The 20,548-nt window shown below is 71.4% G+C and carries 24 protein-coding genes and 2 pseudogenes; 18 read left to right on the top strand and 8 right to left on the bottom strand.

Annotated features, from left to right (window positions below):
• Window positions 1-7: 7 nt before the first annotated feature.
• From ACVJO7_RS17505 to ACVJO7_RS17480, 6 genes are read right to left on the bottom strand one after another with little or no spacing between them, the layout of a single operon-like run.
• Window positions 8-1,048, bottom strand: a complete 1,041-nt coding sequence (locus ACVJO7_RS17505) for an ABC transporter substrate-binding protein (protein WP_491673744.1) — start codon at window positions 1,046-1,048, stop codon at window positions 8-10.
• On the bottom strand, window positions 1,045-1,800 hold the full coding sequence (locus tag ACVJO7_RS17500; RefSeq protein ID WP_491673743.1) for an enoyl-CoA hydratase/isomerase family protein: 756 nt from the start codon (window positions 1,798-1,800) through the stop codon (window positions 1,045-1,047). Before ACVJO7_RS17500 ends, ACVJO7_RS17505 begins: the two co-directional genes overlap by 4 nt.
• On the bottom strand, window positions 1,793-2,668 hold the full coding sequence (locus tag ACVJO7_RS17495) for a succinate--CoA ligase subunit alpha (protein ID WP_491673742.1): 876 nt from the start codon (window positions 2,666-2,668) through the stop codon (window positions 1,793-1,795). The genes ACVJO7_RS17500 and ACVJO7_RS17495 overlap by 8 nt, the downstream gene beginning before the upstream one ends.
• Window positions 2,665-3,747 (bottom strand): ATP-grasp domain-containing protein, encoded by a 1,083-nt coding sequence (locus ACVJO7_RS17490; protein ID WP_491673741.1) that lies wholly within the window; start codon window positions 3,745-3,747, stop codon window positions 2,665-2,667. Before ACVJO7_RS17490 ends, ACVJO7_RS17495 begins: the two co-directional genes overlap by 4 nt.
• The gene (locus ACVJO7_RS17485) at window positions 3,744-4,490 is read right to left on the bottom strand and encodes a hypothetical protein (RefSeq protein WP_491673740.1); all 747 of its coding nucleotides are present in this window, start codon (window positions 4,488-4,490) and stop codon (window positions 3,744-3,746) included. Before ACVJO7_RS17485 ends, ACVJO7_RS17490 begins: the two co-directional genes overlap by 4 nt.
• Window positions 4,487-5,359 carry a CoA-transferase gene (locus ACVJO7_RS17480; protein ID WP_491673739.1) on the bottom strand — a complete coding sequence of 291 codons (873 nt, stop codon included), beginning with the start codon at window positions 5,357-5,359 and terminating at the stop codon, window positions 4,487-4,489. Before ACVJO7_RS17480 ends, ACVJO7_RS17485 begins: the two co-directional genes overlap by 4 nt.
• Before the next feature lie 134 nt (window positions 5,360-5,493).
• On the opposite strand from ACVJO7_RS17480, the gene ACVJO7_RS17475 reads away from it, so the two are divergent.
• Complete coding sequence (locus ACVJO7_RS17475) at window positions 5,494-6,144, top strand: TetR/AcrR family transcriptional regulator (RefSeq protein ID WP_491673738.1); 651 nt, start codon at window positions 5,494-5,496, stop codon at window positions 6,142-6,144.
• 41 nt (window positions 6,145-6,185) lie between these two features.
• Here ACVJO7_RS17475 and ACVJO7_RS17470 read toward each other — a convergent pair whose 3' ends face one another.
• Together ACVJO7_RS17470 and ACVJO7_RS17465 are read right to left on the bottom strand one after the other, a co-directional pair.
• A complete protein-coding gene (locus ACVJO7_RS17470) occupies window positions 6,186-6,596 on the bottom strand; it encodes a Zn-ribbon domain-containing OB-fold protein (protein ID WP_491673737.1) in 411 nt (136 codons plus the stop codon).
• Window positions 6,597-6,607: 11 nt separating this feature from the next.
• Complete coding sequence (locus tag ACVJO7_RS17465) at window positions 6,608-7,429, bottom strand: enoyl-CoA hydratase/isomerase family protein (protein WP_491673736.1); 822 nt, start codon at window positions 7,427-7,429, stop codon at window positions 6,608-6,610.
• 235 nt (window positions 7,430-7,664) lie between these two features.
• Between ACVJO7_RS17465 and ACVJO7_RS17460 the strand changes: the two genes are divergently transcribed.
• The 17 genes and pseudogenes from ACVJO7_RS17460 to ACVJO7_RS17380 all read left to right on the top strand — a co-directional run bounded on the left by ACVJO7_RS17460 (window position 7,665) and on the right by ACVJO7_RS17380 (window position 20,530).
• The gene (locus ACVJO7_RS17460) at window positions 7,665-8,813 is read left to right on the top strand and encodes a thiolase C-terminal domain-containing protein (protein ID WP_491673735.1); all 1,149 of its coding nucleotides are present in this window, start codon (window positions 7,665-7,667) and stop codon (window positions 8,811-8,813) included.
• Window positions 8,814-9,427: 614 nt separating this feature from the next.
• Window positions 9,428-10,288 carry an alpha/beta fold hydrolase gene (locus ACVJO7_RS17455; RefSeq protein ID WP_491673734.1) on the top strand — a complete coding sequence of 287 codons (861 nt, stop codon included), beginning with the start codon at window positions 9,428-9,430 and terminating at the stop codon, window positions 10,286-10,288.
• Window positions 10,289-10,331: 43 nt separating this feature from the next.
• Complete coding sequence (locus ACVJO7_RS17450; RefSeq protein WP_491673733.1) at window positions 10,332-10,709, top strand: hypothetical protein; 378 nt, start codon at window positions 10,332-10,334, stop codon at window positions 10,707-10,709.
• On the top strand, window positions 10,658-10,864 hold the full coding sequence (locus tag ACVJO7_RS17445; protein WP_491673732.1) for a hypothetical protein: 207 nt from the start codon (window positions 10,658-10,660) through the stop codon (window positions 10,862-10,864). The genes ACVJO7_RS17450 and ACVJO7_RS17445 overlap by 52 nt, the downstream gene beginning before the upstream one ends.
• Window positions 10,865-10,964: 100 nt before the next feature.
• Window positions 10,965-12,218 (top strand): bifunctional 3,4-dihydroxy-2-butanone-4-phosphate synthase/GTP cyclohydrolase II, encoded by a 1,254-nt coding sequence (locus ACVJO7_RS17440; RefSeq protein ID WP_491673731.1) that lies wholly within the window; start codon window positions 10,965-10,967, stop codon window positions 12,216-12,218.
• Window positions 12,215-12,727 carry a flavin reductase family protein gene (locus tag ACVJO7_RS17435; RefSeq protein WP_491673730.1) on the top strand — a complete coding sequence of 171 codons (513 nt, stop codon included), beginning with the start codon at window positions 12,215-12,217 and terminating at the stop codon, window positions 12,725-12,727. Before ACVJO7_RS17440 ends, ACVJO7_RS17435 begins: the two co-directional genes overlap by 4 nt.
• A gap of 14 nt (window positions 12,728-12,741) precedes the next feature.
• Window positions 12,742-13,086: an AMP-binding enzyme gene (locus ACVJO7_RS17430; RefSeq protein WP_491673729.1), complete on the top strand. Its 345-nt coding sequence runs from the start codon at window positions 12,742-12,744 to the stop codon at window positions 13,084-13,086.
• A 36-nt stretch (window positions 13,087-13,122) separates the two neighbouring features.
• Window positions 13,123-13,638: a MaoC family dehydratase gene (locus ACVJO7_RS17425; RefSeq protein WP_491673728.1), complete on the top strand. Its 516-nt coding sequence runs from the start codon at window positions 13,123-13,125 to the stop codon at window positions 13,636-13,638.
• Window positions 13,639-13,803: 165 nt separating this feature from the next.
• Window positions 13,804-14,019 (top strand): annotated as a pseudogene (locus ACVJO7_RS17420) (HpcH/HpaI aldolase/citrate lyase family protein); the annotation flags it as partial.
• Between the two features lie 187 nt (window positions 14,020-14,206).
• Window positions 14,207-14,341: a biotin carboxylase N-terminal domain-containing protein gene (locus tag ACVJO7_RS17415; RefSeq protein ID WP_491673840.1), complete on the top strand. Its 135-nt coding sequence runs from the start codon at window positions 14,207-14,209 to the stop codon at window positions 14,339-14,341.
• Window positions 14,338-14,687 (top strand): annotated as a pseudogene (locus tag ACVJO7_RS17410) (ATP-binding protein); the annotation flags it as partial. The gene ACVJO7_RS17415 and the pseudogene ACVJO7_RS17410, both read left to right, overlap by 4 nt.
• A 139-nt stretch (window positions 14,688-14,826) precedes the next feature.
• Window positions 14,827-15,099 (top strand): acyl-CoA carboxylase biotin carboxyl carrier protein subunit, encoded by a 273-nt coding sequence (locus ACVJO7_RS17405; protein WP_491673837.1) that lies wholly within the window; start codon window positions 14,827-14,829, stop codon window positions 15,097-15,099.
• A 284-nt stretch (window positions 15,100-15,383) separates the two neighbouring features.
• Window positions 15,384-17,015 carry a long-chain fatty acid--CoA ligase gene (locus ACVJO7_RS17400; RefSeq protein WP_491673727.1) on the top strand — a complete coding sequence of 544 codons (1,632 nt, stop codon included), beginning with the start codon at window positions 15,384-15,386 and terminating at the stop codon, window positions 17,013-17,015.
• Window positions 17,012-17,452 carry an FmdB family zinc ribbon protein gene (locus tag ACVJO7_RS17395; protein WP_491673726.1) on the top strand — a complete coding sequence of 147 codons (441 nt, stop codon included), beginning with the start codon at window positions 17,012-17,014 and terminating at the stop codon, window positions 17,450-17,452. Before ACVJO7_RS17400 ends, ACVJO7_RS17395 begins: the two co-directional genes overlap by 4 nt.
• Before the next feature lie 41 nt (window positions 17,453-17,493).
• On the top strand, window positions 17,494-18,246 hold the full coding sequence (locus ACVJO7_RS17390) for an SDR family NAD(P)-dependent oxidoreductase (protein WP_491673725.1): 753 nt from the start codon (window positions 17,494-17,496) through the stop codon (window positions 18,244-18,246).
• A 77-nt stretch (window positions 18,247-18,323) separates the two neighbouring features.
• Window positions 18,324-19,721, top strand: coding sequence for an LLM class flavin-dependent oxidoreductase (locus ACVJO7_RS17385; protein WP_491673724.1), 1,398 nt, complete (start codon window positions 18,324-18,326; stop codon window positions 19,719-19,721).
• Window positions 19,722-19,741: 20 nt separating this feature from the next.
• Window positions 19,742-20,530: an N-acyl homoserine lactonase family protein gene (locus ACVJO7_RS17380; RefSeq protein ID WP_491673723.1), complete on the top strand. Its 789-nt coding sequence runs from the start codon at window positions 19,742-19,744 to the stop codon at window positions 20,528-20,530.
• The last annotated feature ends 18 nt before the right edge of the window (window positions 20,531-20,548 follow it).

Below are 20,548 nucleotides of genomic sequence, written 5' to 3'. Positions count from 1 at the left end.
CCGCCGCTCACGAGCGGGCGATCGGCGCGACGTCGTCCTCGAAGCCGATCCCGTCATAGGGCTTCCCTGTGGTCTGGGTCTGGAAGTCCAGCGATGCGGTGAGCTGCTGGGGACTCAGGGTGCCGTCGAGGATCCAGGCCGGTGCGACCTGATCCCAGGACAGCCGGTAGACCTCGTCGGGAAGGTCGGGGAAGTACCTGTCCTTCACCGCGGCGCGGGTCTCCTCGCCCCGGTCGGTGATGGCGGTGCCCGCCGCCCGCAGCGCGGTGACGAACTGCTCCACCCGGGCGGGGTCGTTCTCGAGTGTCTCGGTGCGCACCAACGCCGTGGCGAACACGATGTCCTCGAGCTCCGGGACGTCACCGCGAGGCAGGTTGACCATGGGGACGGCGGTGCCGTCCGCGTAGTTGGTCTGCATCACCCCGGTTCCGTAGAAGGCGGCGTCGATCCCGTCGTTCTGGAGCCCGGCGACGATCGCGGTCGGCTCGGACGGGACGATCGTCGCGTCGGTGTCGGGGTTGAGGCCGTAGAGGGTGAACAGCGAGCGCAGCATCTGGTAGTTGGCCGACCCGGTCCGTGCGGTGGCGATCGTCAGCCCGCGCAGCGCCTGCACCCGCTGCTCGATCGGCGAGGTCTCGGTGATCCCGAGGCGCTGCGCCACGTCGGTGCGCATGCCGAGCTCGCTGGTGTTCCCGGCGATCGCGGCGACCACGACGAGGGGCGCTCCCTCCTGCAGCGCGTCCCATCCCGACGCCGCGCCGACCAGCGCGACATCGGCGGCACCGGCGCTCAGCGCCGCGATGGTGTTGGGGCTGTTCCCGGCGAAGTCGGTGTACTCGTAGGCGATGCCGGCAGGGGTGAAGGTGTCCAGGGCCATCGCCGCCAGGAGCGGTCCGGCGCTGAGGCTCGAGCTGGCACTCGCGATCCGCAACGGGCCGCCGGCCGCGCCGGGGGCGGCGCCGCCGCCGCATCCCGCGAGCAGCAACGCCATGGTGAGCAGGACCGCGGGCAGGCGGAGCCTGCGGCCAGGGGAGGGTGACCGGGTCATGATCGTCCTTTCGCCGGGGCGGTGCGGGTGCCGGGGGTCGCCGCGCCCTGCAGCGCCACCGCCTGTGTGAGCGCTTCGAGGGAGAGGTCGGAGTGCTGCGGGGCGGCGAACGCCCGCTTGGTGAGCGCGATCGTGTGCGCCCCGCGACCCACGAGATCAGCGGCGAGCTCGGTCACCCTGCTCACCAGCTCGTCGTCGGGGGTGACCGCATCGACGAGCCCGCAGCGCAGGGCCTCGTCGGCGTCCAGGTCGGCGCAGGTGAGGGCGAGCGCCAGCGCACGACGCCTGCCGACCGACTCCACGAGGTGGCGGGTGAGACCGGCGTCGGGGACGAGGCCCCTCGCCCCGAACAGCAGGGCGAACCGGGCCGACCCCGCCGCTACCACGATGTCGCAGGCCAGGGCCAGGGAGACCCCGCCGCCGGCGGCGATCCCGTTGACCGCGGCGATCGTCGCAAGGCGGCTGCGGCGCATCCGTTCGACCAGCCGTTGGGTGCGCTCCACCCGGGCCACGGAGGTCAGGAGGTTCTCGACCTCGCCCGCGGCGGCCAGCTCGCGGGTGTCCGCCCCGGCACAGAACGCCCGACCGGTACCGGTCAGCACCAGGCAGACCGCACCCGGATCGTCCTCAGCCCGCTCCAGCGCGGCGAGCAACTCGTCCTTGAGCGCGGTCGTGATGGCGTTGAGCACCCGTGGCCGGTTCAGCCGCACCCAGTGGGTGCCGCCGACGACCTCGACCTCGAGATCAGCCACGGGTCAGCTCCCGCAGCGCGTCGCGGGCCGCCCACAGGGTGGGGACCACCACCGCACCGGCCTCGGCGAGCGCTGCCTCCTTGCCGGCCGCGGAGTCCGCGCCCGACGAACTCAGGGCGCCGAGGTGCCCCATCCGCCGGCCCGGCGGTGCCGTACGGCCGGCGATGAACGCCACCACCGGGGTCCGCATCCGCGCCACCTGCTCCGCCGCGGCGGCCTCCATGGTCCCGCCGATCTCGCCGAGCACCAGTACCGCGTCGGTGTCCGGGTCGGCCTCGAACAGCTCCAGGTAGCGAGCCTGGCTCGTGCCGAGAACCGGGTCTCCGCCGATCGACACCGCCGTGGACTGGCCGATGCCCGCACCGGTCAGCGCCCGCAGCATCTCGATCGCCAGGCTGCCGCTCTTGGAGATCAGCCCGACCCGGCCGGGTGTGGTGCAGCCCGGGGGCAGCATGCCGAGCAGGGCGGACCCGGGAACGATCGCGCCGACACAGTTGGGCCCGACCAGGGTCGTTCCGGCTGCGCGCGCGTGTTCGACGATCTCGAGGGTCTCGTGGACCGGAACCCCCTCCGTCACGAGTACGACTGGGTCCAGGCCGGCCTCGATGGCCTCCAGCGCGGCGCCGGTCGCCGCTCGGTCGCGCGGGGGGACGTGCACGATCGAGGCGGTCGCGCCGGTGGCCGCGACGGCCTCCGCGACCGTGTCGAAGATCGCGACGTCGTCGACGGTCGTGTCGCCGCGGCCGGGCGTCACGCCGGCGACCGCGGGGGTACCGAACTCGGCGAGAGCCCGCAGCTGGCGCCGTCCGGCGGAGCCCGTGGCGCCCTGGACCAGAACGCGGGTGCTGCGGTCGGCGAGGATGCTCATGACGCTGCCTCCGTGTCCGGACGTGTTGCCGCGCCGGCCAGCTCGGCTGCACGGGAGATCGCCTGTTCCAGTTCGGGCCGCACGTCGACGCCGAGCCCGGCCAGCTCGCCCAGGAGGTCCCCGGTGTCCGAACGAGCCGCCCCGCTTCCGAAGTAGGCGACGGCGGGGACGTCGAGGCCGACCTCGACGATCACGTCACGGATCACGCTCAACACGCCGCCGAGCGGGGTCAGCGACACGGACAGCACGATCAGGACCGCCGCGACGTCGTCGTCGCGGCACCGGTGCAGGACCTGCCGGGCGACGTGGGTCAGCCGTTGCGTGGTGACCCCGCCGACGATGTCGGCGAAGTTGGCCGGTGGGGTGCCGAGATGGTGCAGCATGTCCGCCACCGCCATGCCCAGCCCGGCGCCTCCGCTGAGCACGGCGACCGGGCCGGGGCGCGGGAAGTAGACCGTGCCGTCCTCGGCCTCGTGCTCGAAGGTACGCAGCTTCGCGTCGGCGAGCACGAACCGCGCCCCGTCCCAGATCAACGGGTTGATCTCCAGCAGCTCACCCTGGTGGCGTCGGAACAGGTCCCACAGCCGGACGAGCAGCGCCCCGGCGGCAGCCGCCTCGTCGGCCGGCAGGCCGACCCGGTGCGCCAGCTCGACCCCGTCCTCCGCCCGGACCCCCCGGGCCATCGAGATGTCGGTCCGGGCCAGGAGGGCGGGGTCGCCCGACTCGATCTCGATCCCGCCCCGCGCGCCGAACACCGCGTAGGGCCGCCCGGCCGCGGTGTCCAACCCGATCGCGACGTAGCGCTCGGACCGGGTCGGGACGGCCAGCTCCACCAGCTGGTCGGCCTCGGGTGCCACCTGCCGGATCGCCTCGCCCGCAGCCAGCAGCCCGGCCTCGTCGTCGGCCCGGCGGACCAGCCCGCCCTTGCCGCGTCCGCCGTAGGGCACCTGCGCCTTGACGTACCACGGGCCGGTCTCCCCGACCCGCGGCACGGCCCTGCCGGTGCAGAGCCTGCCCACCGGCACGGGCAGCCCCGCCGCGGCCAGCACCGACTTCGCCTCGTGCTCCAGGTAGATCACGAGGCGGCCTCCCGCAGCAACCCACCGGGGTCGACGACCGAGCGCAGCACCGAGATCTCCTCGGGCGTCGGCTCGGGGGTGCAGGGCGGAGGTTGGTCGGGGAGCGGCCAGCCGGTGTCGCGTCGGACCGCGGCCCAGTCCCGGGTGCCGTGGGTGCTGCGTGCCAGCAGTTCGCCCCCGTCGGGGGCGAAGAGCACCGACGGCGTGACGAGCACGGCGGGCCCGAGGTTGGGCATGCCCAGCTCGGCGCGGGTGCGCTTGCGGATGCGCAGGCCGGCGATCGAGACGAAGTCGACGTGCTCGACGAGCACTCGCGGGTCGTGGCGCTCCAGCCAGAGCAGGATGCGTCCCGCGGTGTGGCCGAAGGAGGTGTTGGCGACTCCCGGCCCCCGCAGCCGTCCCTGAGGGCGGTCCACCCAGTGCAGGTTGACGTTGCCGAACCGGTCGATCTGCAGGCCGCTGTGGAAGATCGCGTCGATGCCCCGCTCCGTGGTCTGGTAGACGTCGACGAAGTCGCCGGTGGCCTCGGGGCGGCAGTCGAGTCCGGTGGCGAGCGCCACCAGCCGCCGGGGGTTGGTGTAGATGCCTCCGGCCAGCACGGTGAGGTCCGGGGCGTGCGTGGCCTGGGCCAGCAGGCAGGCCGCCGCCGGCACCAGCGAGCGGACGCCCGTCCCTACGGTCCACCCGTCACGCAGCTCGCGGGCCAGCAGGACGGCCATCCGTTCCCTGGATCCCAGGTTCACGCGAGTGCCTCCGTCTCGAGTGTGCGCAGGTGCGGATGGCCGATCAGCTCGGCGTACTCCGCTGGCCGCTCCGCCCGGCAGTAGCGCTGCAGGTACTCCTGAGCCGCCCCGGTCCGCACGGCCCGCACGTACTCCGCGAGATGGCGCACGTCTGCGCTGTAGCACCCTCCGCTCGCCGTGGGGTGCGCTGCGAACGGGGCCGCGACGATGCCGTCGACGAGGTGACCCGGTACGCCGATGCCGACCCGGCGGACGACCGAGGTCGGCACGATCGCGTCGACCTGGGCGTAGACCCGGGTGCTCGCGCGAGCCAGCAGCAGATCGGCGTAGCGGCTGCCGAGATAGGCGAGGTTGCCCGCGCTGTCGCCGAGCGGGGCGTGCAGGAACGCGACATCGGGGTGGCAGGCCGCGACCACGCGGTGCCCGTCGCGCGTGTCGAGCAGCGGGTTGTCGTCGAGCACGTCGTTGGCGCCGAGCTTGTGCAGGACCTGGTAGGGGGAGTCCTCGGCCGCAGCGATCAGGCTGCCTATCAGCACCGCCTCGTCCAGGTCCTCGAACACCACGCCGGCGTCGGCGGCCGCGCGCACGCCGGGGGCCAGACCCGCCTCGCCGAGGGAGACGTGCGGGATTCTCAGCCGCTCCACGAGCCCGGCGACCAGCAGCACATCCGCGTCCCAGGACGCCGCCGGGCTGGAGGTGAGCACCCGTGTCCGCAACCCGGCCCGCACGGCCGCCCGGACGAGGGTGGCCGGCCGGTTCTCCAGGGCCAGGCCACCGAGCGCCAGCACGTCGACCGGCGGCAGCGACGCGATCACCCGTGCCGGGTCGGTCACCTTCGTGCCCGGTCCACGGGCCGTCACAGCAGTCATCGTCGCCTCCTGCAGTCGTGCTGACCGTAGGTGCCCGATCGGCGAATCGTCAACCATACGGTCGAATTATAGAAGGATCGTCGGTAATCGACCGCCTGGTAGCATCGACCCGGCGACCACGGGACGGAGCGGCGATGACAGGTGTGCGCGGGGCGGTCGGCTCGGCGGAGCAGCCCGCGGGGGGGCGGGTTGCGCGGCGGCGCGACCGCAAGGTCCAGGACATCCTCGCCGCGGCGGCGGTGGTGCTCGCCGAGCGCGGGTACCACGGCCTGAGCCTGGACGAGATCGCCGAGCGGCTGGACCTCACCAAGGCGTCGCTCTACCACTACTTCCCGAGCAAGGAGGAGCTCGTCAGCTCCTGCCTCGAGCAGCTCGGCAGCTCGCTCAACGGCGAGCTGCGGGACGTGGTGGTCGCACACCCGGGCACCGCGACCGAGCAGCTCACCCTGCTGATCACGCGACAGCTCGAGCTGATCGTGCGCACCCGCCCGGAGATGGCCCGGCTGTTCCTCCAGCCGCTGGACTGGCCCGAAACCTACCGGCGGCGGACCCGCCGGCTGCGTGAGGGACACGACGCGATCTTCCGGGCGGTCGTGCGCCGCGGCATCGCCGACGGGGAGTTCGACGTGGACGAGGACGTGGCGATGCACAACCTCTACGGGGCGATGAACTACGTGCCGGTGTGGTTCCGCGGCCGCCGCAAGCGGGACTTCGACGCGGCGTCCGCCGCGGTCGCGGCGAACCTGCTGCGGCTGTTCCGTCCCGGAGCCGGTCCCGGCGGCTGAAGGGCCCTTCGGCCGGGCGTGGCCGCCCGCCCCGATGTCCGTCACGAGCCGACCACGCCGGTGAAGCGGAGCTCCGTCCACCCCTCGTGATCGACGAAGTGGGGAACGACCCGGGCGTCCAGGGGCACCCCGTCGGCCATCCTGGCGATCATGCGGCCGCCTCCGTCGAGGTCGACGGTGGCGATGGAGTAGGGCACCTCGGCGGCGAAGGCCGGGTCCAGGGTCCGGTGCACCGTGATCGAGGAGTAGACGGTGCCGGTGCCGGGCGCATCCTCCCACCGCGATTCCGGGTGCGCGCAGTACGGGCACGCCGGCGTGGGCGGGAACCGGCGCCGGTCGCACGCTGCGCAGGCCTGCAGCGCCAGGCGGTGCGCGCGCAGGTTCGCCCAATGCGGCTCGCTGTCGACGTCGGTGTTCGGAGGGGGCGGCCCGGGGCGCTCGGGGGTCGGCACGGCGGTCCTCCTCAGCGCCCGGTGAAGGCTGGCCGGCGCTTCTCGGCGAAGGCGACCAGGCCCTCCTCGGCGTCGTGGCTGGTCAGGCAGTAGCGGCTGGTGACCTCACGCTCCAGGCGTATTCCGGCGGCCACGCCGGTGCCGTCCCAGAGGGCGGCGTTGAGCACCCGCTTGGCGTTGCCCACCGCCAGCGGCGACTTCTTCGCCACCTCCGCGGCGAATGCGGTTCCCGCTGCGACGAGTTCCTCGTCGGGCACCACCTTCGACACCAGCCCCCAGTCCAGGGCCTCCTGGGGCGAGAGCAGCCGACCGGACAGGATGAGCTCACGCGCCCTGGCCGGGCCGACCGCGCGCGGCAGCAACGTGAGTACCCCGCCCCCACCCATCTGGCCGAACGTGAGGTGCGCGTCGCCGATCCTGGCCGAGGTGGAGGCGATGGCGAGATCGCAGGACAGCAGCAGCTCGATCCCGCCGGCCACGGCGACGCCGTTGACCAGGGCGACGAACGGTTTCGGGTACTGGCCTATCCGGGCGAACACCTCAGTGGCGTCGCTCAGGAACTGGGGAAACGCGGCCGGGTCACGCTGCAGTTCCCGGTACTTCTTCATGTCCCCACCCGCGGAGAACGCCCGCCCGGCGCCGGTCACCGCAACGACCCGGACACGGTCGTCGCCGGCCAGCTCGTCGAACACCCGGCCCAGCTCCAGTGCCGTCGGCCAGTCCAGCGGGTTCATCTCGGCTGGCCGGTTGAGGGTGACCAGGCCCATCTCGTCGTCCCCGTCGCCGAGCCGTACCCGGTCGACGAGGATCCCGGCCTGCTGCTGCGTTGTCATGTACGGCCTCCGCGGTCGGTGCTGCTGTCGGTGGCGGCGACGCTCGCGATGGCGGGGACCGCTCACCGGTCGCGGCCCGCCGCGGCCGGTGTCGGACCGGGCCCGACGGTTCCGCCGTCCTGACTCAATGGACGGAATCTTAACACTTGGCCGTTAACCAACGTCAACGAAAAAGTTCGAATCGTCGGTTGACGAACCGGGTCCGCCGCCCTAGCGTCCTCGACCGGGAGGCGACATGAGAGACGTGGCGGTGTCGGGCGTCGGGTACTCGGCGTTCAGCAAGGCCTCCGGGCGGACGGTGCTGGACCTGGCGACCGAGGCGGCGCGCGCCGCCACGCTCGACGCGGGCCTGCGGCCCGTCGACGTCGACGGGGTGGTCAGCTTCAGCGTTCTCAACGACTCGGTGTCGAGCGAGGCGGTGGCCACCACGCTCGCCGTACCCGGGCTGCGCTTCGTGATGGACTTCCAGCAGGGCGGACAGTCGCCGTGCTTCATGGTGCAGCAGGCCGCGATGGCGGTGGCCCAGGGCTACGCGGAGAACGTGGTGGTCTTCCGCGCGCTCAACGGCCGGTCCGGGGTTCGCGTCGGCAGCACCGCCTTCGGCAGTGGCGCGGCGCAGTACCGGTACCCGATCGGCTACTCCGCGTACCTGATGTACATCGCGATGTGGGCCCGGCGCTACCTGCACGAGACCGGCGGCGACGAGCGCGACCTGGCGGCCGTCGCGCTGGCGCAGCGGGTCTACGCGCAGGCAAACGACCGTGCCATCCAGCGCCGCCCGCTGGACCTGCCCGGCTACCTGGACTCGCCGATGATCGCCGAGCCGTTCCGGGCCGCCGACTGCACCAGCGAGGTCGACGGTGCCTGCGCGGTGCTGGTGACCAGCCTGGACCGGGCTCGCGACCTGCCGCACCCGCCGGCGGTGGTGGCATCGGCCGCCTACCGGGCCGGCGCCCGGCCGGGCCTGGACATCGGCGACCAGCTGCTGCACGACGACTACACCCGCAACTTCACCCACGGGCTGCGCGACGAGCTGTACGGCCGGGCCGGCATCAGCGCCACCGACGTCGACTTCGCCGAGATCTACGACTGCTTCACCAGCGTGGTGCTGATGGGGCTGGAGGGCCTGGGCTTCTGCGATAGGGGAGAGGCCGGCGCGTTCGTCCGGTCCGGGGCGACCGCACGCGACGGAGCGCTTCCGGTCAACACCCACGGCGGCCTGCTCGCCGAGGGCTACCTGCACGGCATGAACACGGTCGCCGAGGCGGTGCTACAGATCCAGGGTCGTGGTGGTGACCGGCAGGTGCCGCGCCACGAGGTCGGCGTCGTCACCTCCGGCGCGCTGACCGACGGCTCGGCCCTGGTGCTGACGGCCGATCGTTGACCCGGAGGACCCGGCGGCCGGTCTGCCCATCCGGTTCACCGCTCTGCTCGGCATCCGGTGCATCGCCAGCCATCCGTCGCCGAACCGGGCCGCCCGCCGCATCGAGGAGTCGCTGTGGCCGCCGACCCAGTGGGTGGTGTGCGGCGGCGGGCAGGAGCGCGGGCGATCAGCTGCACGCAGGTGCCGTCGACAGCGTGCTGGTGACTGCGGCCGCCGCGACGAGCGCGATGGTGCCCTCCAGCATCGGGTGGAAGGCGAGGTGGTCGCTTGTACGGATGGTGTCGGCGCGGTCCGTACCAGGTGGACCGGCGCAGCGATGTCCGCCGTGCCCCGGCTTGCCGGGTCCGCGATCGGCGGCATCACCCCCGTGCGCAGACCGCCGCGTGGCTCACCCGTATCCGGCGGCTCCCCGGCCAGGCGCTGATCCCCTGTCAGCATGGCGGGACTCCAGCACGTGATCGTAGAACGACATCTCGGGCGAACTTCGAACTGACGGTTGAGAGAATGGGGTGGCGTCCTACCTCGCCCGAGCTCGACCGGACGTCTATGGTCCGGGGCATGGTCGATACCAACCTTCCCGGTTCCGTCCCGACGGCGACGATCAGCTCCCGCGCGTGAACGGCGTCCGCCCGGGTGAACGGGCCGTGTTCGACGGGGCCGCCGGCAAGATCGTCGGCGACCGCTGGGACGGGGTCGGCGAGCACCGTGGAGCCGTGCTGTTGCTGCACGGCGGCGGCCAGACCCGGCACTCCTGGTTCCGCACGGCCGCGGCGCTGGCCGACAACGGCTGGACCGCGCTCGCGCTGGATGCCCGCGGCCACGGCGACAGCGACTGGGCGCCCGACGGCGACTACGGCATCGACGGGCTGGTGGCCGACCTGGCGTCCGTGGTGGGGGCACTGGAGGAGCGCCCGCTGCTGATCGGGGCGTCGATGGGCGGTATGACCTCGCTCGTCGCGCAGGGCGAGCGGGGGGACGTGGCCCGCGCGCTCGTGCTCGTCGACATCGTGCCGCGGGCGGAACCCGCGGGCGTCGCCCGGATCATGGCCTTCATGAGCGCGAATCCCGACGGGTTCGGTTCGCTGGAGGAGGTCGCGGAGGCCGTCAGGGCCTACAACCCGCACCGGAAGCGCGCGCCGACTCCCGAGGGTCTGCGCAAGAACGTGCGGCAGCGGGAGAACGGCCGGTGGTACTGGCACTGGGACCCGGCGTTCCTGCAGATCGACTCCGAGCCGCGCCGGTCCACCAGCCACGAACGGGCCGCCGCCGCGGCGCGCCGGATCACCGTGCCGACCCTGCTGGTGCGTGGGGAACAGTCCGACATCGTCAGCGACGAGGGGGTCGCGGAGTTCCTCGAGCTCATCCCCGGTTCCCGGCACGTGGACGTGTCCGCCACCGGGCACATGGTCGCGGGCGACGACAACGACGCCTTCACCTCCACGGTGCTGGGGTTCCTGGCCGACAGCGACATCTGAACCGGCGGTCCGCGGGCCGGAAGCGGGAGCGAGGCGTCCAGCGATGACGAGCGGCGACGGTCTGTGGTTCCGTACCGCGATCACCGAGATGGACGACGAGGAGATCTACGTCCGGGGCTACCCGCTCTCGGACCTGATCCGTGGCCGCAGCTACGCCGAGTGCACCTGGCCGACCCTGCGCGGCGGCGAGCTGCCCACCGCCGCGCAGGCCGCGGTGTTCGAGGCCGTGCTCTGCGGGCTGATGGCCTACCCGGCCGCGCGCCGGCACGGCGTCGAGGGCACCGTGAGCGGCTGCACGACGCGATCCTCGCCGCGTACAGAGCGTTGCGGCCCGGCCGGCGGCCGCTCCCGCTCAACATCGACGGCGCCATGGCCAGGGTGCTCACCGAGCTCGGGTTCGGGCCGCCGCAGATGTACGTGACCAGCCTGATCTCGTTCCTGCCCGGGATCGGGGCGCACATGCTCGAGGAGATCGAGAGCGGCGACCGGTTCCGGATGCTGGCGCCCGACCGCGAGGACTACGTCGGTCCGGCGCGGCGCCCGCTCCCGCCGCGGGCGCCCCCCGAACCGGGCTGATCCGGACGTCCGGGCGGGTGACACAGCACGCGGCGCCCGGGCACGAGGTGTCGCGATGTCGTACACGTCGCCGTCGCCTACGCCTCTTACCGTGGCCTGCATGGATCAGGACCACCAGGTCGATGCCGCGCTGGCGGAGCTGCGCCGCGGCCGGATGGTCCTCGTCGTCGACGACGAGGACCGCGAGAACGAGGGCGATCTCATCGCCGCCGCCGAGCTGGCGACACCGGAGATGCTCGCGTTCGTCATCCGCCACACCAGTGGCCTGGTCTGCGTCGGCATGGACGCCGCGCTCGTCGACCGGCTCGAGCTGCCGCCGATGGTCGCGGAGAACGACGATCCGAGAGCGACGGCGTTCACCGTCTCGGTCGACCTGAAGAACGTCACCAGCACCGGGGTGTCGGCCGCGGACCGTGCGGCGACGATCCGGGCACTCGCCGACCCGGGGACCCGGCCGGGTGACCTTTCCAGGCCCGGACACATCTTCCCGCTGCGGGCCCGCGACGGCGGCGTGCTGCGGCGGGCCGGGCACACCGAGAGCGCCGTGGACCTCTGCCGGCTCGCGGGGCTGGCACCCGCCGGTCTGCTCGCCGAGGTCACCAACGCCGACGGCACCATGGCGAGACGTCCCCAGCTGGCCCGGTTCGCCCGGCAGCACGGGCTGGTCTCGATCACCGTCGCGGACCTGGTGCGGTACCGCCTGCGTACGGACACCCTCGTGCTGCGCCAGGCATCCGGCCGGGTGCCCAGCCCGTACGGCGAGTTCACGGCCGCGACCTACCGATCGGAGCTCGACGGCAGCGAGCACGTCGCGCTCGTGATGGGTGACGTCAGCCAGCCGGAGGACCCAGCCCCCGACGACAATGTGCTGGTGCGGGTCCACTCCGAGTGTCTCACCGGGGACGTGTTCGGTTCACGCCGATGCGACTGCGGCGAGCAGCTCCAGGCGGCGATGGAGCGCATCGGAGCGGTCGGCCGCGGTGCCGTCGTCTATCTGCGCGGTCACGAGGGCCGCGGGATCGGGCTCAGCCACAAGCTCCGCGCCTACACCCTGCAGGACGCCGGCATGGACACCGTCGAGGCGAACCTCGCCCAGGGGCTGCCCGTTGACAGCCGGGAGTACGGGGTCGGCGCACAGATCCTGCGTGACCTCGGTGTGCGACAGGTGTGCGTGATGACCAACAACCCGGCGAAGTACCACGGGCTCGCCGGGCACGGGGTGAAGATCGCCGCCCGCGAACCGCTGATCATCGCCCCGAATGCGGACAACATCGCTTACCTGACGACCAAGCGGGTCCGCATGGACCACGAGATGGGGTCCGTGGCCGGCCCGGATGCGACGGCGTTGCGATGAGTGAGAACGGTCCTGCTCTGGCGCCGGAGGGACTGAACCTGTTCAAGGACGCCATGGCGTCCTTCCCGAGCGGGGTCACGATCGTCACGACGGCCGACCCGTCGGGCCGCTGGTGGGGCTTCACGGCGACGTCGTTCTGCTCGGTCTCGATGGAGCCACCGCTCGTGTTGGTGTGCCTGGCGAATGGCGCCGAGTGCGCCTCGGTCTTCCAGCGAGTCACGAGATGGATCGTCCACGTGATCCATCCCGAGCATGCGCAGCTCGCGATGCGCTTCGCCACGCGCGGTGCGGACAAGTTCGCCGACGCCGGCTTCGTCGCCGACGACAACGGACTCCCGGTGCTCGACGTCGCGTCGGTGATCCTCGACTGTTCGGTGCACGATCGTCATCCCGCCGGAGACCACACGATCCTGGTCGGGCAGGTCCAGAACGTGAGGACAGGTCCGAACACCCCGGCGGTGTACTTCCGGCGCGCGTTCCACATCCTGCACGACGTCAACGGCCGGTAGGTCGGCGACAGCGGGTGGTCGAGACAGCCGTGGTCGGCGTCCCGCACGACACCAAGGGCACCGTCCCGATCGCGTTCGTCACTCATGCGGCCGATACCGTCGGCCCCGACGGCCAGATCGGGGCGGTGCCGGCCGACAACCGGCGGCGGGTCGTGGCGGAGCTGGGCGGCTACGCACAGCTGGACCAGGTCTACGTCACTGGGGCGATGCCGAAGACCCGGACCGGTAAGACGATGCGCCGCCTGCTTCGGGATCTGGTCGAGCACGGCGCGCCCACCGGCGATGTCAGCGCCATGGAGGACGCCGGCGCGCTGGAGGCCGTCGCGGCCGCGGTCCGGGATTCGCGCGACCGCCGATGAACACGAGGCGCACACTCACCACTCGCAGGAGGCCAGATGTCCAGGACCGACGACCGCGAGGTGACCGGCCGATGGTTCGAAGAGCTCGAGGTCGGGACCTACATACGGCACGCCACCAGGCGCACCGTCACGGAGACCGACAACGTGCTGTTCACGACGATGACGATGAACCCCGCGCCACTGCACCTCGACGCGGAGTACGCCGCGACGACCGAGTTCGGCCGTCCCCTGGTGAACAGCATGTTCACCATCGCGCTCGTGGTCGGGTTGTCGGTGCACGAGCTGACGCTGGGGACCATCGTCGCGCAGCTCGGGCTCGACCAGGTCGTCTTCCCCAAGCCCGTCTTCCACGGCGACACCGTCCACGTGGAGACCGAGGTCGTCGAGGCCCGGCCGTCCCGCTCACGACCCGACACGGGACTCGTCGTGTTCGAGCACCGCGCGTTCAACCAGCGCGACGAGTTGATCTGCAGTGCGCGGCGCACCGGCCTGATGCATCGGCGCCCCACCAGCTCCGCCACGGGCGTCGTCACTCCAGGAGGTGCCTCGTGACGAGGGGAACGGCCCGCGACGCCGAGGTCTTCGCGGCTTCCCCGTGACGCCGGATGTGGTGGTCATCCGGAGCCTGATGTTCGTCCCGGGTGGACGGCCGGAGATGATGGCGAAGGTCGCCCGTTGCCGTCCCGGTGTCGTCGCGCCCTTCCCGCTGTCGACGGGGTGGTGTTGCCCCAGTACGAGCGGGTCGAGCAGCTCCGGCAGGTCCGCGCGGCGCTGCCGGCCGAAACCCGGGTCGTCGAGGGTATCGAGAGTGCCCTCGGGGTCGTCGATGTCCGGACACTGCTCACGGCCGACGCCGCGGACCGCCCGGACGCCGTCTACTTCGGCGTTGAGGGCCTGATCGCCGACCGCAGCCGAGCGGGCACCGAGGTGCTCTACGCGCGCAGCCGGGTGGCCCTGGCCGCGCGTCTGTCCGGCGTGGCCTCGATCGACACGCGGTCGTCGCGGTGCGGGACCTCGAGAACTTCCGATCCGACGCCGTCCAGGCCCGGGACCTCGGCTACGACGGCAAGATCTGCCTGCATCCCACCCAGGTCGAGGCCTCACACGAGGTGTTCCGACCGTGATGCGGCACGTCCGCGAGGCGGACGATGCCATCGCCCTTGCCGTTACCGACGCCGCGTCCACCTATCTCGACACGGACGCCCTCGTGGGCGCGGCGCTGACAGCCGGCGTCGATGCCGTGCCACCGAGGTGATCGAGTTCGGTCGCCAGTACGGCTACCCACCCGTCGTCAAGGCTGCGTTCGGCGGCGGAGGGCGCGGGCTCGAGATCGTCCGCCAAAAGGCGGAGGTCCCTGAGGCCTTCGCCGCCGCCACCCGCGAAGCAGCCGCCGCACTCGGCCGCGGCGAGTGCTTCGTCGAGCGCTTCCTCGACCGTGCTCGCCACGTCGAGGCGCAGGTACTCGCCGATTCCCCAAGGGGCCGTCCTGGTGGTGGGCTGCGTGACTGCTCGCTGCAACGCGCAACCAGAAGCTGATCGAGGAAGCTCGCGCGCCCCTCCTCACCCTCGAGCAGGACGAGGCCGTCCGGACCTCGGCCGAGCGGATCTGCCGCGCCGCGGGTTACGTCGGCGCAGGCACCGTCGAGTACCTTCGCGGCCAGAACGGCACGCTGTCATCGAGCACCTCGTCGGAGAACCCGAGCCCACCGGAGACGTGCTCACCCGTCCGAGTGGGCCGGACTGTCCGGCGGCAGTCCGCCGCGTTGCAGCGAGCAGCCGCCGACGAGATCGTCAGCGACGCTGTCATCGTGCCGATGCAGGGAAACCTCGTCCGAATGGCGGTCGGACGAGGAGCAGAAGGTCGGGAAGGGCGACCTGATCGCCGTCGTCGAGGCGATGAAGATGGAGAACCAGGTGACCGCCCACCGAGCGGGTGTCGTCCGGTTCCTCCCGACGCTCGTCGGCGCATCCAATCGCCGCATGCACGGTTCTGTGCGAGATCGTGGACCCTGATCGGAGCGGGAACGGTCTGCTGCTGCAGTGGGCGACATCTGATTCGGCCTGCCCGCCCGTTCCGCGCCTCGTCGCGCTCGTCCGCGCCGGGGGTGTGTGCTGCACAACGAGGCACATCGATGCTCACCGCAGACCGACGCAGGTCGATCGAACCCCGGGATCGCTGGTCCGAGCGTCGAGCCACAGGCGCGTGTCACGAAGTGACACACGCCACTTCCTCCTCCGGTGGCTAGCGTCGACCCGCGGATGGTTCGAGCTCGGAGGTGGGTATGGACGGCCTGATCATGGATCGGCCTCTGCTGATGAAGCAGCTGCTCTGGCGCGCTGAACGGGTGTTCGGCGACAAGCGCATCATCTCCCGGACCGGTGACGGCGAGGACCTCAGCTACACCTACGCCGAGTACGCGGTGCGGGCGCGCAAGCTCGCCCAGGCGTTGACCGCGCTGGGCGTGCAGCCCGGCGATCGGGTCGGGACGTTGGCGTGGAACACCCACCGCCACTACGAGGCCTACTTCGGCGTGCCGTGCATGGGCGCCGTCCTGCACACCGTGAACCTGCGGCTGTTCGACGAGCAGATCGCCTACATCATCAACCACGGTGGCGACCGGGTGCTGCTGATCGACCCCGACCAGATCCCGCTGGTCGAGCGGCTCGCCCCGGACCTGCCCGGTGTGCAGGCCTACGTGGTGCTCGCCGACGAGGTGCCCGAGACCACGCTGAGCCCGGTCCACTCCTACGAGGAGCTGCTCGCCGCACAGGACGGGAAGCTGGAGTTCCCCGACTTCCCCGAGACCACCGCGTCCGCGATGTGCTACACGTCGGGCACGACCGGAGACCCCAAGGGCGTCCTCTACAGCCACCGGAGCGTGGTGCTGCACACCCTGGCCCTGTGCCTGCACGGCTCGATCGGGATGCGCGAGGAGGCGATCTTCCTCGCCATCAGCCCGATGTTCCACGCCAACAGCTGGGGCGTACCCTTCGCCGCGGCGCTGCAGGGCGCGACGCTGGTGCTGCCCGGTCCGCACCCCGAGCCGAGGCACTACCTCGAGCTGATCGAGCGGCACCAGGTCACCCATGCCGTCGGCGCGGTGACCATCGGCGTGATGATTCGCGACCTGCTCGAGCGCGACGACCCGCACTACGACGTCTCCTCGCTCGAGGTCCTCTGGCTGGGCGGTCAGGCCCCGCCGCGCGGTCTGATGAAGTGGTTCGCCGACACCCACGGCATCGTGGTGCCGCAGGGCTGGGGGATGACCGAGGCCTCGCCGCTGGTCACCTTCACGGCGTTGAAGAGCAAGCACGAGCACGTCGCCGAGGACGAGGTCTACGACGTCCGCGGCAAGCAGGGTCTGCCCTTGCCGCTGTGCGAGGTCAGGCTCGTCGACGAGGGCGGCGAGGACCTGCCGTGGGACGGCAAGGCCGTCGGCGAGTACCACCTGCGGTCGCCGTGGATGGCCAGCGCCTACTACGACGACCCGCGCAGCCCGGCCAGCTACGACGCGCAGGGCTGGTTCAGGACCGGTGACGTCGGCGTGATCGACCCGGACGGCTACGTGCAGCTGACCGACCGGTCCAAGGACCTGATCAAGAGCGGCGGGGAGTGGATCTCCTCGGTGGAGCTGGAGAACTCCCTGATGGCACATCCGGCTGTGGCCGAGGCCTCGGTCGTGGCGGTGCCCCACGACAAGTGGCTGGAACGCCCGCTGGCCTGCGTCGTCACGCGCTCGCCCGTCACCCCCGAGGACCTCACGGCCTACCTGCTGGAGCACTTCGCCCGCTGGTGGATCCCCGAGGAGTTCCTGTTCGTCGACGCCATCCCGAAGACCGGCGTGGGCAAGTTCGACAAGAAGGTCCTGCGGGCCAGGTTCGGCGAGGCCGACGCCCGCAGGCGGTACCGAGCGGAGGCGTCCCGATGATCATCGTCGACTACCGGTGCGCGGCCTGCGACGGCGTCAGCGAACACTTCGTGTCCAACCCCGCGCCACCCACGATGCAGTGCCCGGCCTGCCGGGCACCCGCCAGGCGCCGGTTCTCCGCGGTCGGGCTCTCCGGCCGGGCGGCACCGCCGAGCGAGCGCAGGCCGGCCGCGTCCGACCGTGCGCTGTGCCTGGACAACCGCGACGTGCCCGGGCTCTGCCACATGGCGCCCGACGCCGCGCGCACGTGGGTCGCCAGGGCCAGGGGGGACAACCGCAGCCTCGAGCGGGAGCTCGAACGCCAGGAGCGCTCCCTGAAGGAGACCCCCGGGCCCGTGGCCGACCCGGTGTCCCACGACCACGGGCACGCCCACGGGACAGGGCACGGACACACCCACGCGGCACCGGCCGCGGCGGGCCCCGCCGGCACCGCGTGAGCGCGGCCCGCCGACCGGACCGACTACCGGAGGAGAACGACATGGGTGACAGGCTCGCCGGCAAGGTGGCGCTCATCAGCGGCGCGGCACGGGGTCAGGGTGCCGCGCACGCGGCGCTGCTCGCCTCCGAGGGAGCGCGACTCGTGATCGGCGACATCCTCGCCGACGAGCTCGCGGCCGTGGCGGAGACGCTCACCGCGAAGGGTCACGACGTCGTCGCGCACGTGTTCGACGTCCGCGACGAGTACGGCTGGGACGCCGCGGTGGCACTGGCCGAGGAGCGCTTCGGCCGCCTCGACATCCTGGTCAACAACGCCGGGGTCCTCGACATGACCGGCGTCGAGGCGACCACCCGCGAGAGCTGGGACCGGATCATCGCGACCAACCAGACCGGTGTCTGGCTCGGGATGAAGGCCGCGGCCGAGGCGATGCGCCGGGCGGGCGGCGGTTCCATCATCAACACCTCCTCCATCTACGGCCTCATCGGCAGCGGCGGGGCCACCGCGTACCAGGCCACCAAGGGTGCCGTCCGGCTGCTCACCAAGACCGCGGCCATCGAGTTCGCCGGTGCGGGCATCCGCGTCAACTCGGTGCATCCCGGGATCGTCGACACCCCGATGGTGTCCGACGACGTACCGGCCGAGGTCATCCCGATCATCGTCGGGGCGACGCCGCTGCAGCGGATGGCGCGGCCCGAGGAGATCTCCTACGGGGTGCTCTTCCTGGCTTCCGACGAGGCGTCCTACGTCACGGGCTCCGAGCTCGTGATCGACGGCGGCTACTCGACGCAGTGACCCGACCGGGCGTTCAGGCGCGCGGTCCACCAGTGCACGACCAATGATCGGCTTCGGCCGGGGAACGGAGAACAGCGGTGGCGATCGAGATCGGGGTGTTCCACAACGGAGCCTCGGACCTTCCTGTCAAGCACGTCCAGTACAACGGGGACACGGTGGCCGTCAACGACGGTGACCTGCCCGCGACACACATCTCGGCCCAGCACACCATCGTCAACCAGGTGCGCCAGGGCATCCTCGCCGACCAGCTCGGCTTCGACTACTGGTTCCAGACCGAGCACCACTTCCAGCCCGAGGGTGCGGAGCTCAGCCCGAACCCGTTGCTCGCCGAGGCGGCCATCGCGTCGCGGACGAAGAACATCCGACTCGGCCAGGCCGCCAACATCGTCACCTGGCACCACCCGATCCGGATCGCCGAGCAGGCCGCGATGCTGGACGTGATCAGCGGGGGCCGGTTGGAGTTCGGGATCGGTCGCGGCTACCAGCCGCGGGAGAACGAGGTGTTCGGCTGGGCCTACGGCTCCACGATCCAGGACCAGGAGCGCAACCGGGCCTACTTCGAGGAGGCCTACGACATCATCATCAAGGCCTGGACCCAGGACTCGATGTCGCACCACGGCGAGTTCATGTCGATCCCGCCGTCCTACACCAAGTGGGGTCACAAGCAGACCCACGCCTACTTCAGCCAGGAGGGCATGGGTCGCACGCTGGAGCAGGTGCTCAAGCTCGGGGCACCGGACATGTACTCCGCCGGCAACCCGGTGCAGGCCACCACCACCAAGCTGCTGGAGATCCCGGTCTACCCGCAGCCGCTGCAGAAGCCCTACCCGCAGATGTGGGAGCCGCTGACCAGCCCCCGGTCCATCCGGTTCGCCGCCGAGCGGGGCATCAACGGGTACTTCATCGTCGAGCCCAACTCCCGGCTCAAGCAGAACATCGACCTCTACCACGAGGAGGCCGAGCGGGCCGGTTGGCCCGACCGCCAGGATCGCGGCGAGTTCAAGCGCGGCTGGGACGCCGAGCGCCGCCGCGGCGTGGTGACCTGCCGCTACATCCACTGCGTGGACAAGGGGCTCGGTGACATGGACCGGGCCGGCCGCGCGCTGGAGCTGCAGTGGGACTACTACGGCCCGTTCGGGTTCGCCGCGGTGCTGGCCGAGGCCGACGAGCCCTTCTACGACCTGAACATGAAGGTGACCGCGGAGCTGCTGCGGGACAAGAAGGTCGCGATCCACGGCTCCAAGCAGTACGTGATCGACTCGATCATGGAGGTCAAGGAGCAGTGCGGCTACGACGACTTCATGTTCCACACCTGGTTCGAGTCCGCCGGCTTCCAGGGTGAGGAGATCGAGGCGCAGATGCAGTACTTCGCCGAGGAGATCATGCCCGTCCTGCACCGCGAGTGCGGCCGTATCGAGCGCGAGCCGAGCAGCGTCGATCTCGACGTGCAGCCCCGCGTCCCTGTCAGCGCCTGACCACCGCAAGGAGACGACCGATGGCAACACCCGGAACGGCCAAGCGGATGTGGGCGCTCGACTCGCCCACCCTCACCGTCGACAAGTCGCTGCTGCTGCTCGGGGCGAGCGGCGAGTGCACCATCCCGATGCCCGCCTACCTGATCGAGCACCCCAAGGGCCTGGTCCTGTTCGACACCGGGCTGGTCCCGGCCGCCGCCACCGATCCCGAGGGGGTCTACGGGCCTCTTGCCGAGCATCTCGGCCTGCGGTTCCTGCCGGAACAGACGGTGGATGCGCAGCTCAAGGCGCTGGGCTACAAGCTCACCGACATCAAGTACGTGATCGCCTCGCACACGCACTTCGACCACACAGGGGGGCTTTACCTCTTCCCCGACGCGCGCTACTACGTCGGCGAGGGTGACATGCGGTTCGGCTTCTGGCCGGACCCGGCGGGTGCGGGCTTCTTCCGGCAGGCCGACCTGGAGCCACTGCGGGGCCGCAACGTGTTCGAGGTACCCGGGGTCGACCACGACGTGTTCGGCGACGGCAGCCTGGTCATCCTGTTCACCCCGGGGCACACGCCGGGCGAGCTGAGCCTGCTGGTCCGACTCCCGGGCCGCAACTTCATCCTCACCGGTGACACGGTGCACCTGCGCGACGCGCTCACCACGATCGCGCCGATGCCCCACGACGCCGACACGGTAGCGTCGCTGCGCTCCATCCGGCGGCTCAACCTGCTCCGGGACTCCGCCGACGCCACCATCTGGATCAGTCACGATCCCGAGGACTGGGCGGAGTTCAAACACGCACCGAACTGCTTCGAATGATCGTCTGCCGGAATCCGT

The organism is Pseudonocardia sp. DxW, assembly GCF_058448985.1.
Note: the sequence above shows the minus strand (reverse complement) of the source record. Positions and strands in the feature narration are given on the sequence as shown.

What these genes read in the sequence shown, in the direction of transcription:
- ACVJO7_RS17475 (WP_491673738.1), top strand. Translation starts at nt 5,494, where the DNA reads ATGACAGGTGTGCGCGGGGCGGTCGGCTCGGCGGAGCAGCCCGCGGGG.
- ACVJO7_RS17425 (WP_491673728.1), top strand. Translation starts at nt 13,123, where the DNA reads ATGTCCAGGACCGACGACCGCGAGGTGACCGGCCGATGGTTCGAAGAG.
- ACVJO7_RS17400 (WP_491673727.1), top strand. Translation starts at nt 15,384, where the DNA reads ATGGATCGGCCTCTGCTGATGAAGCAGCTGCTCTGGCGCGCTGAACGG.
- ACVJO7_RS17505 (WP_491673744.1), bottom strand. Translation starts at nt 1,048, where the DNA reads ATGACCCGGTCACCCTCCCCTGGCCGCAGGCTCCGCCTGCCCGCGGTC.
- ACVJO7_RS17380 (WP_491673723.1), top strand. Translation starts at nt 19,742, where the DNA reads ATGGCAACACCCGGAACGGCCAAGCGGATGTGGGCGCTCGACTCGCCC.
- ACVJO7_RS17450 (WP_491673733.1), top strand. Translation starts at nt 10,332, where the DNA reads ATGACGAGCGGCGACGGTCTGTGGTTCCGTACCGCGATCACCGAGATG.
- ACVJO7_RS17480 (WP_491673739.1), bottom strand. Translation starts at nt 5,359, where the DNA reads ATGACTGCTGTGACGGCCCGTGGACCGGGCACGAAGGTGACCGACCCG.
- ACVJO7_RS17390 (WP_491673725.1), top strand. Translation starts at nt 17,494, where the DNA reads ATGGGTGACAGGCTCGCCGGCAAGGTGGCGCTCATCAGCGGCGCGGCA.
- ACVJO7_RS17435 (WP_491673730.1), top strand. Translation starts at nt 12,215, where the DNA reads ATGAGTGAGAACGGTCCTGCTCTGGCGCCGGAGGGACTGAACCTGTTC.
- ACVJO7_RS17460 (WP_491673735.1), top strand. Translation starts at nt 7,665, where the DNA reads ATGAGAGACGTGGCGGTGTCGGGCGTCGGGTACTCGGCGTTCAGCAAG.
- ACVJO7_RS17440 (WP_491673731.1), top strand. Translation starts at nt 10,965, where the DNA reads ATGGATCAGGACCACCAGGTCGATGCCGCGCTGGCGGAGCTGCGCCGC.
- ACVJO7_RS17395 (WP_491673726.1), top strand. Translation starts at nt 17,012, where the DNA reads ATGATCATCGTCGACTACCGGTGCGCGGCCTGCGACGGCGTCAGCGAA.
- ACVJO7_RS17465 (WP_491673736.1), bottom strand. Translation starts at nt 7,429, where the DNA reads ATGACAACGCAGCAGCAGGCCGGGATCCTCGTCGACCGGGTACGGCTC.
- ACVJO7_RS17445 (WP_491673732.1), top strand. Translation starts at nt 10,658, where the DNA reads ATGGCCAGGGTGCTCACCGAGCTCGGGTTCGGGCCGCCGCAGATGTAC.
- ACVJO7_RS17495 (WP_491673742.1), bottom strand. Translation starts at nt 2,668, where the DNA reads ATGAGCATCCTCGCCGACCGCAGCACCCGCGTTCTGGTCCAGGGCGCC.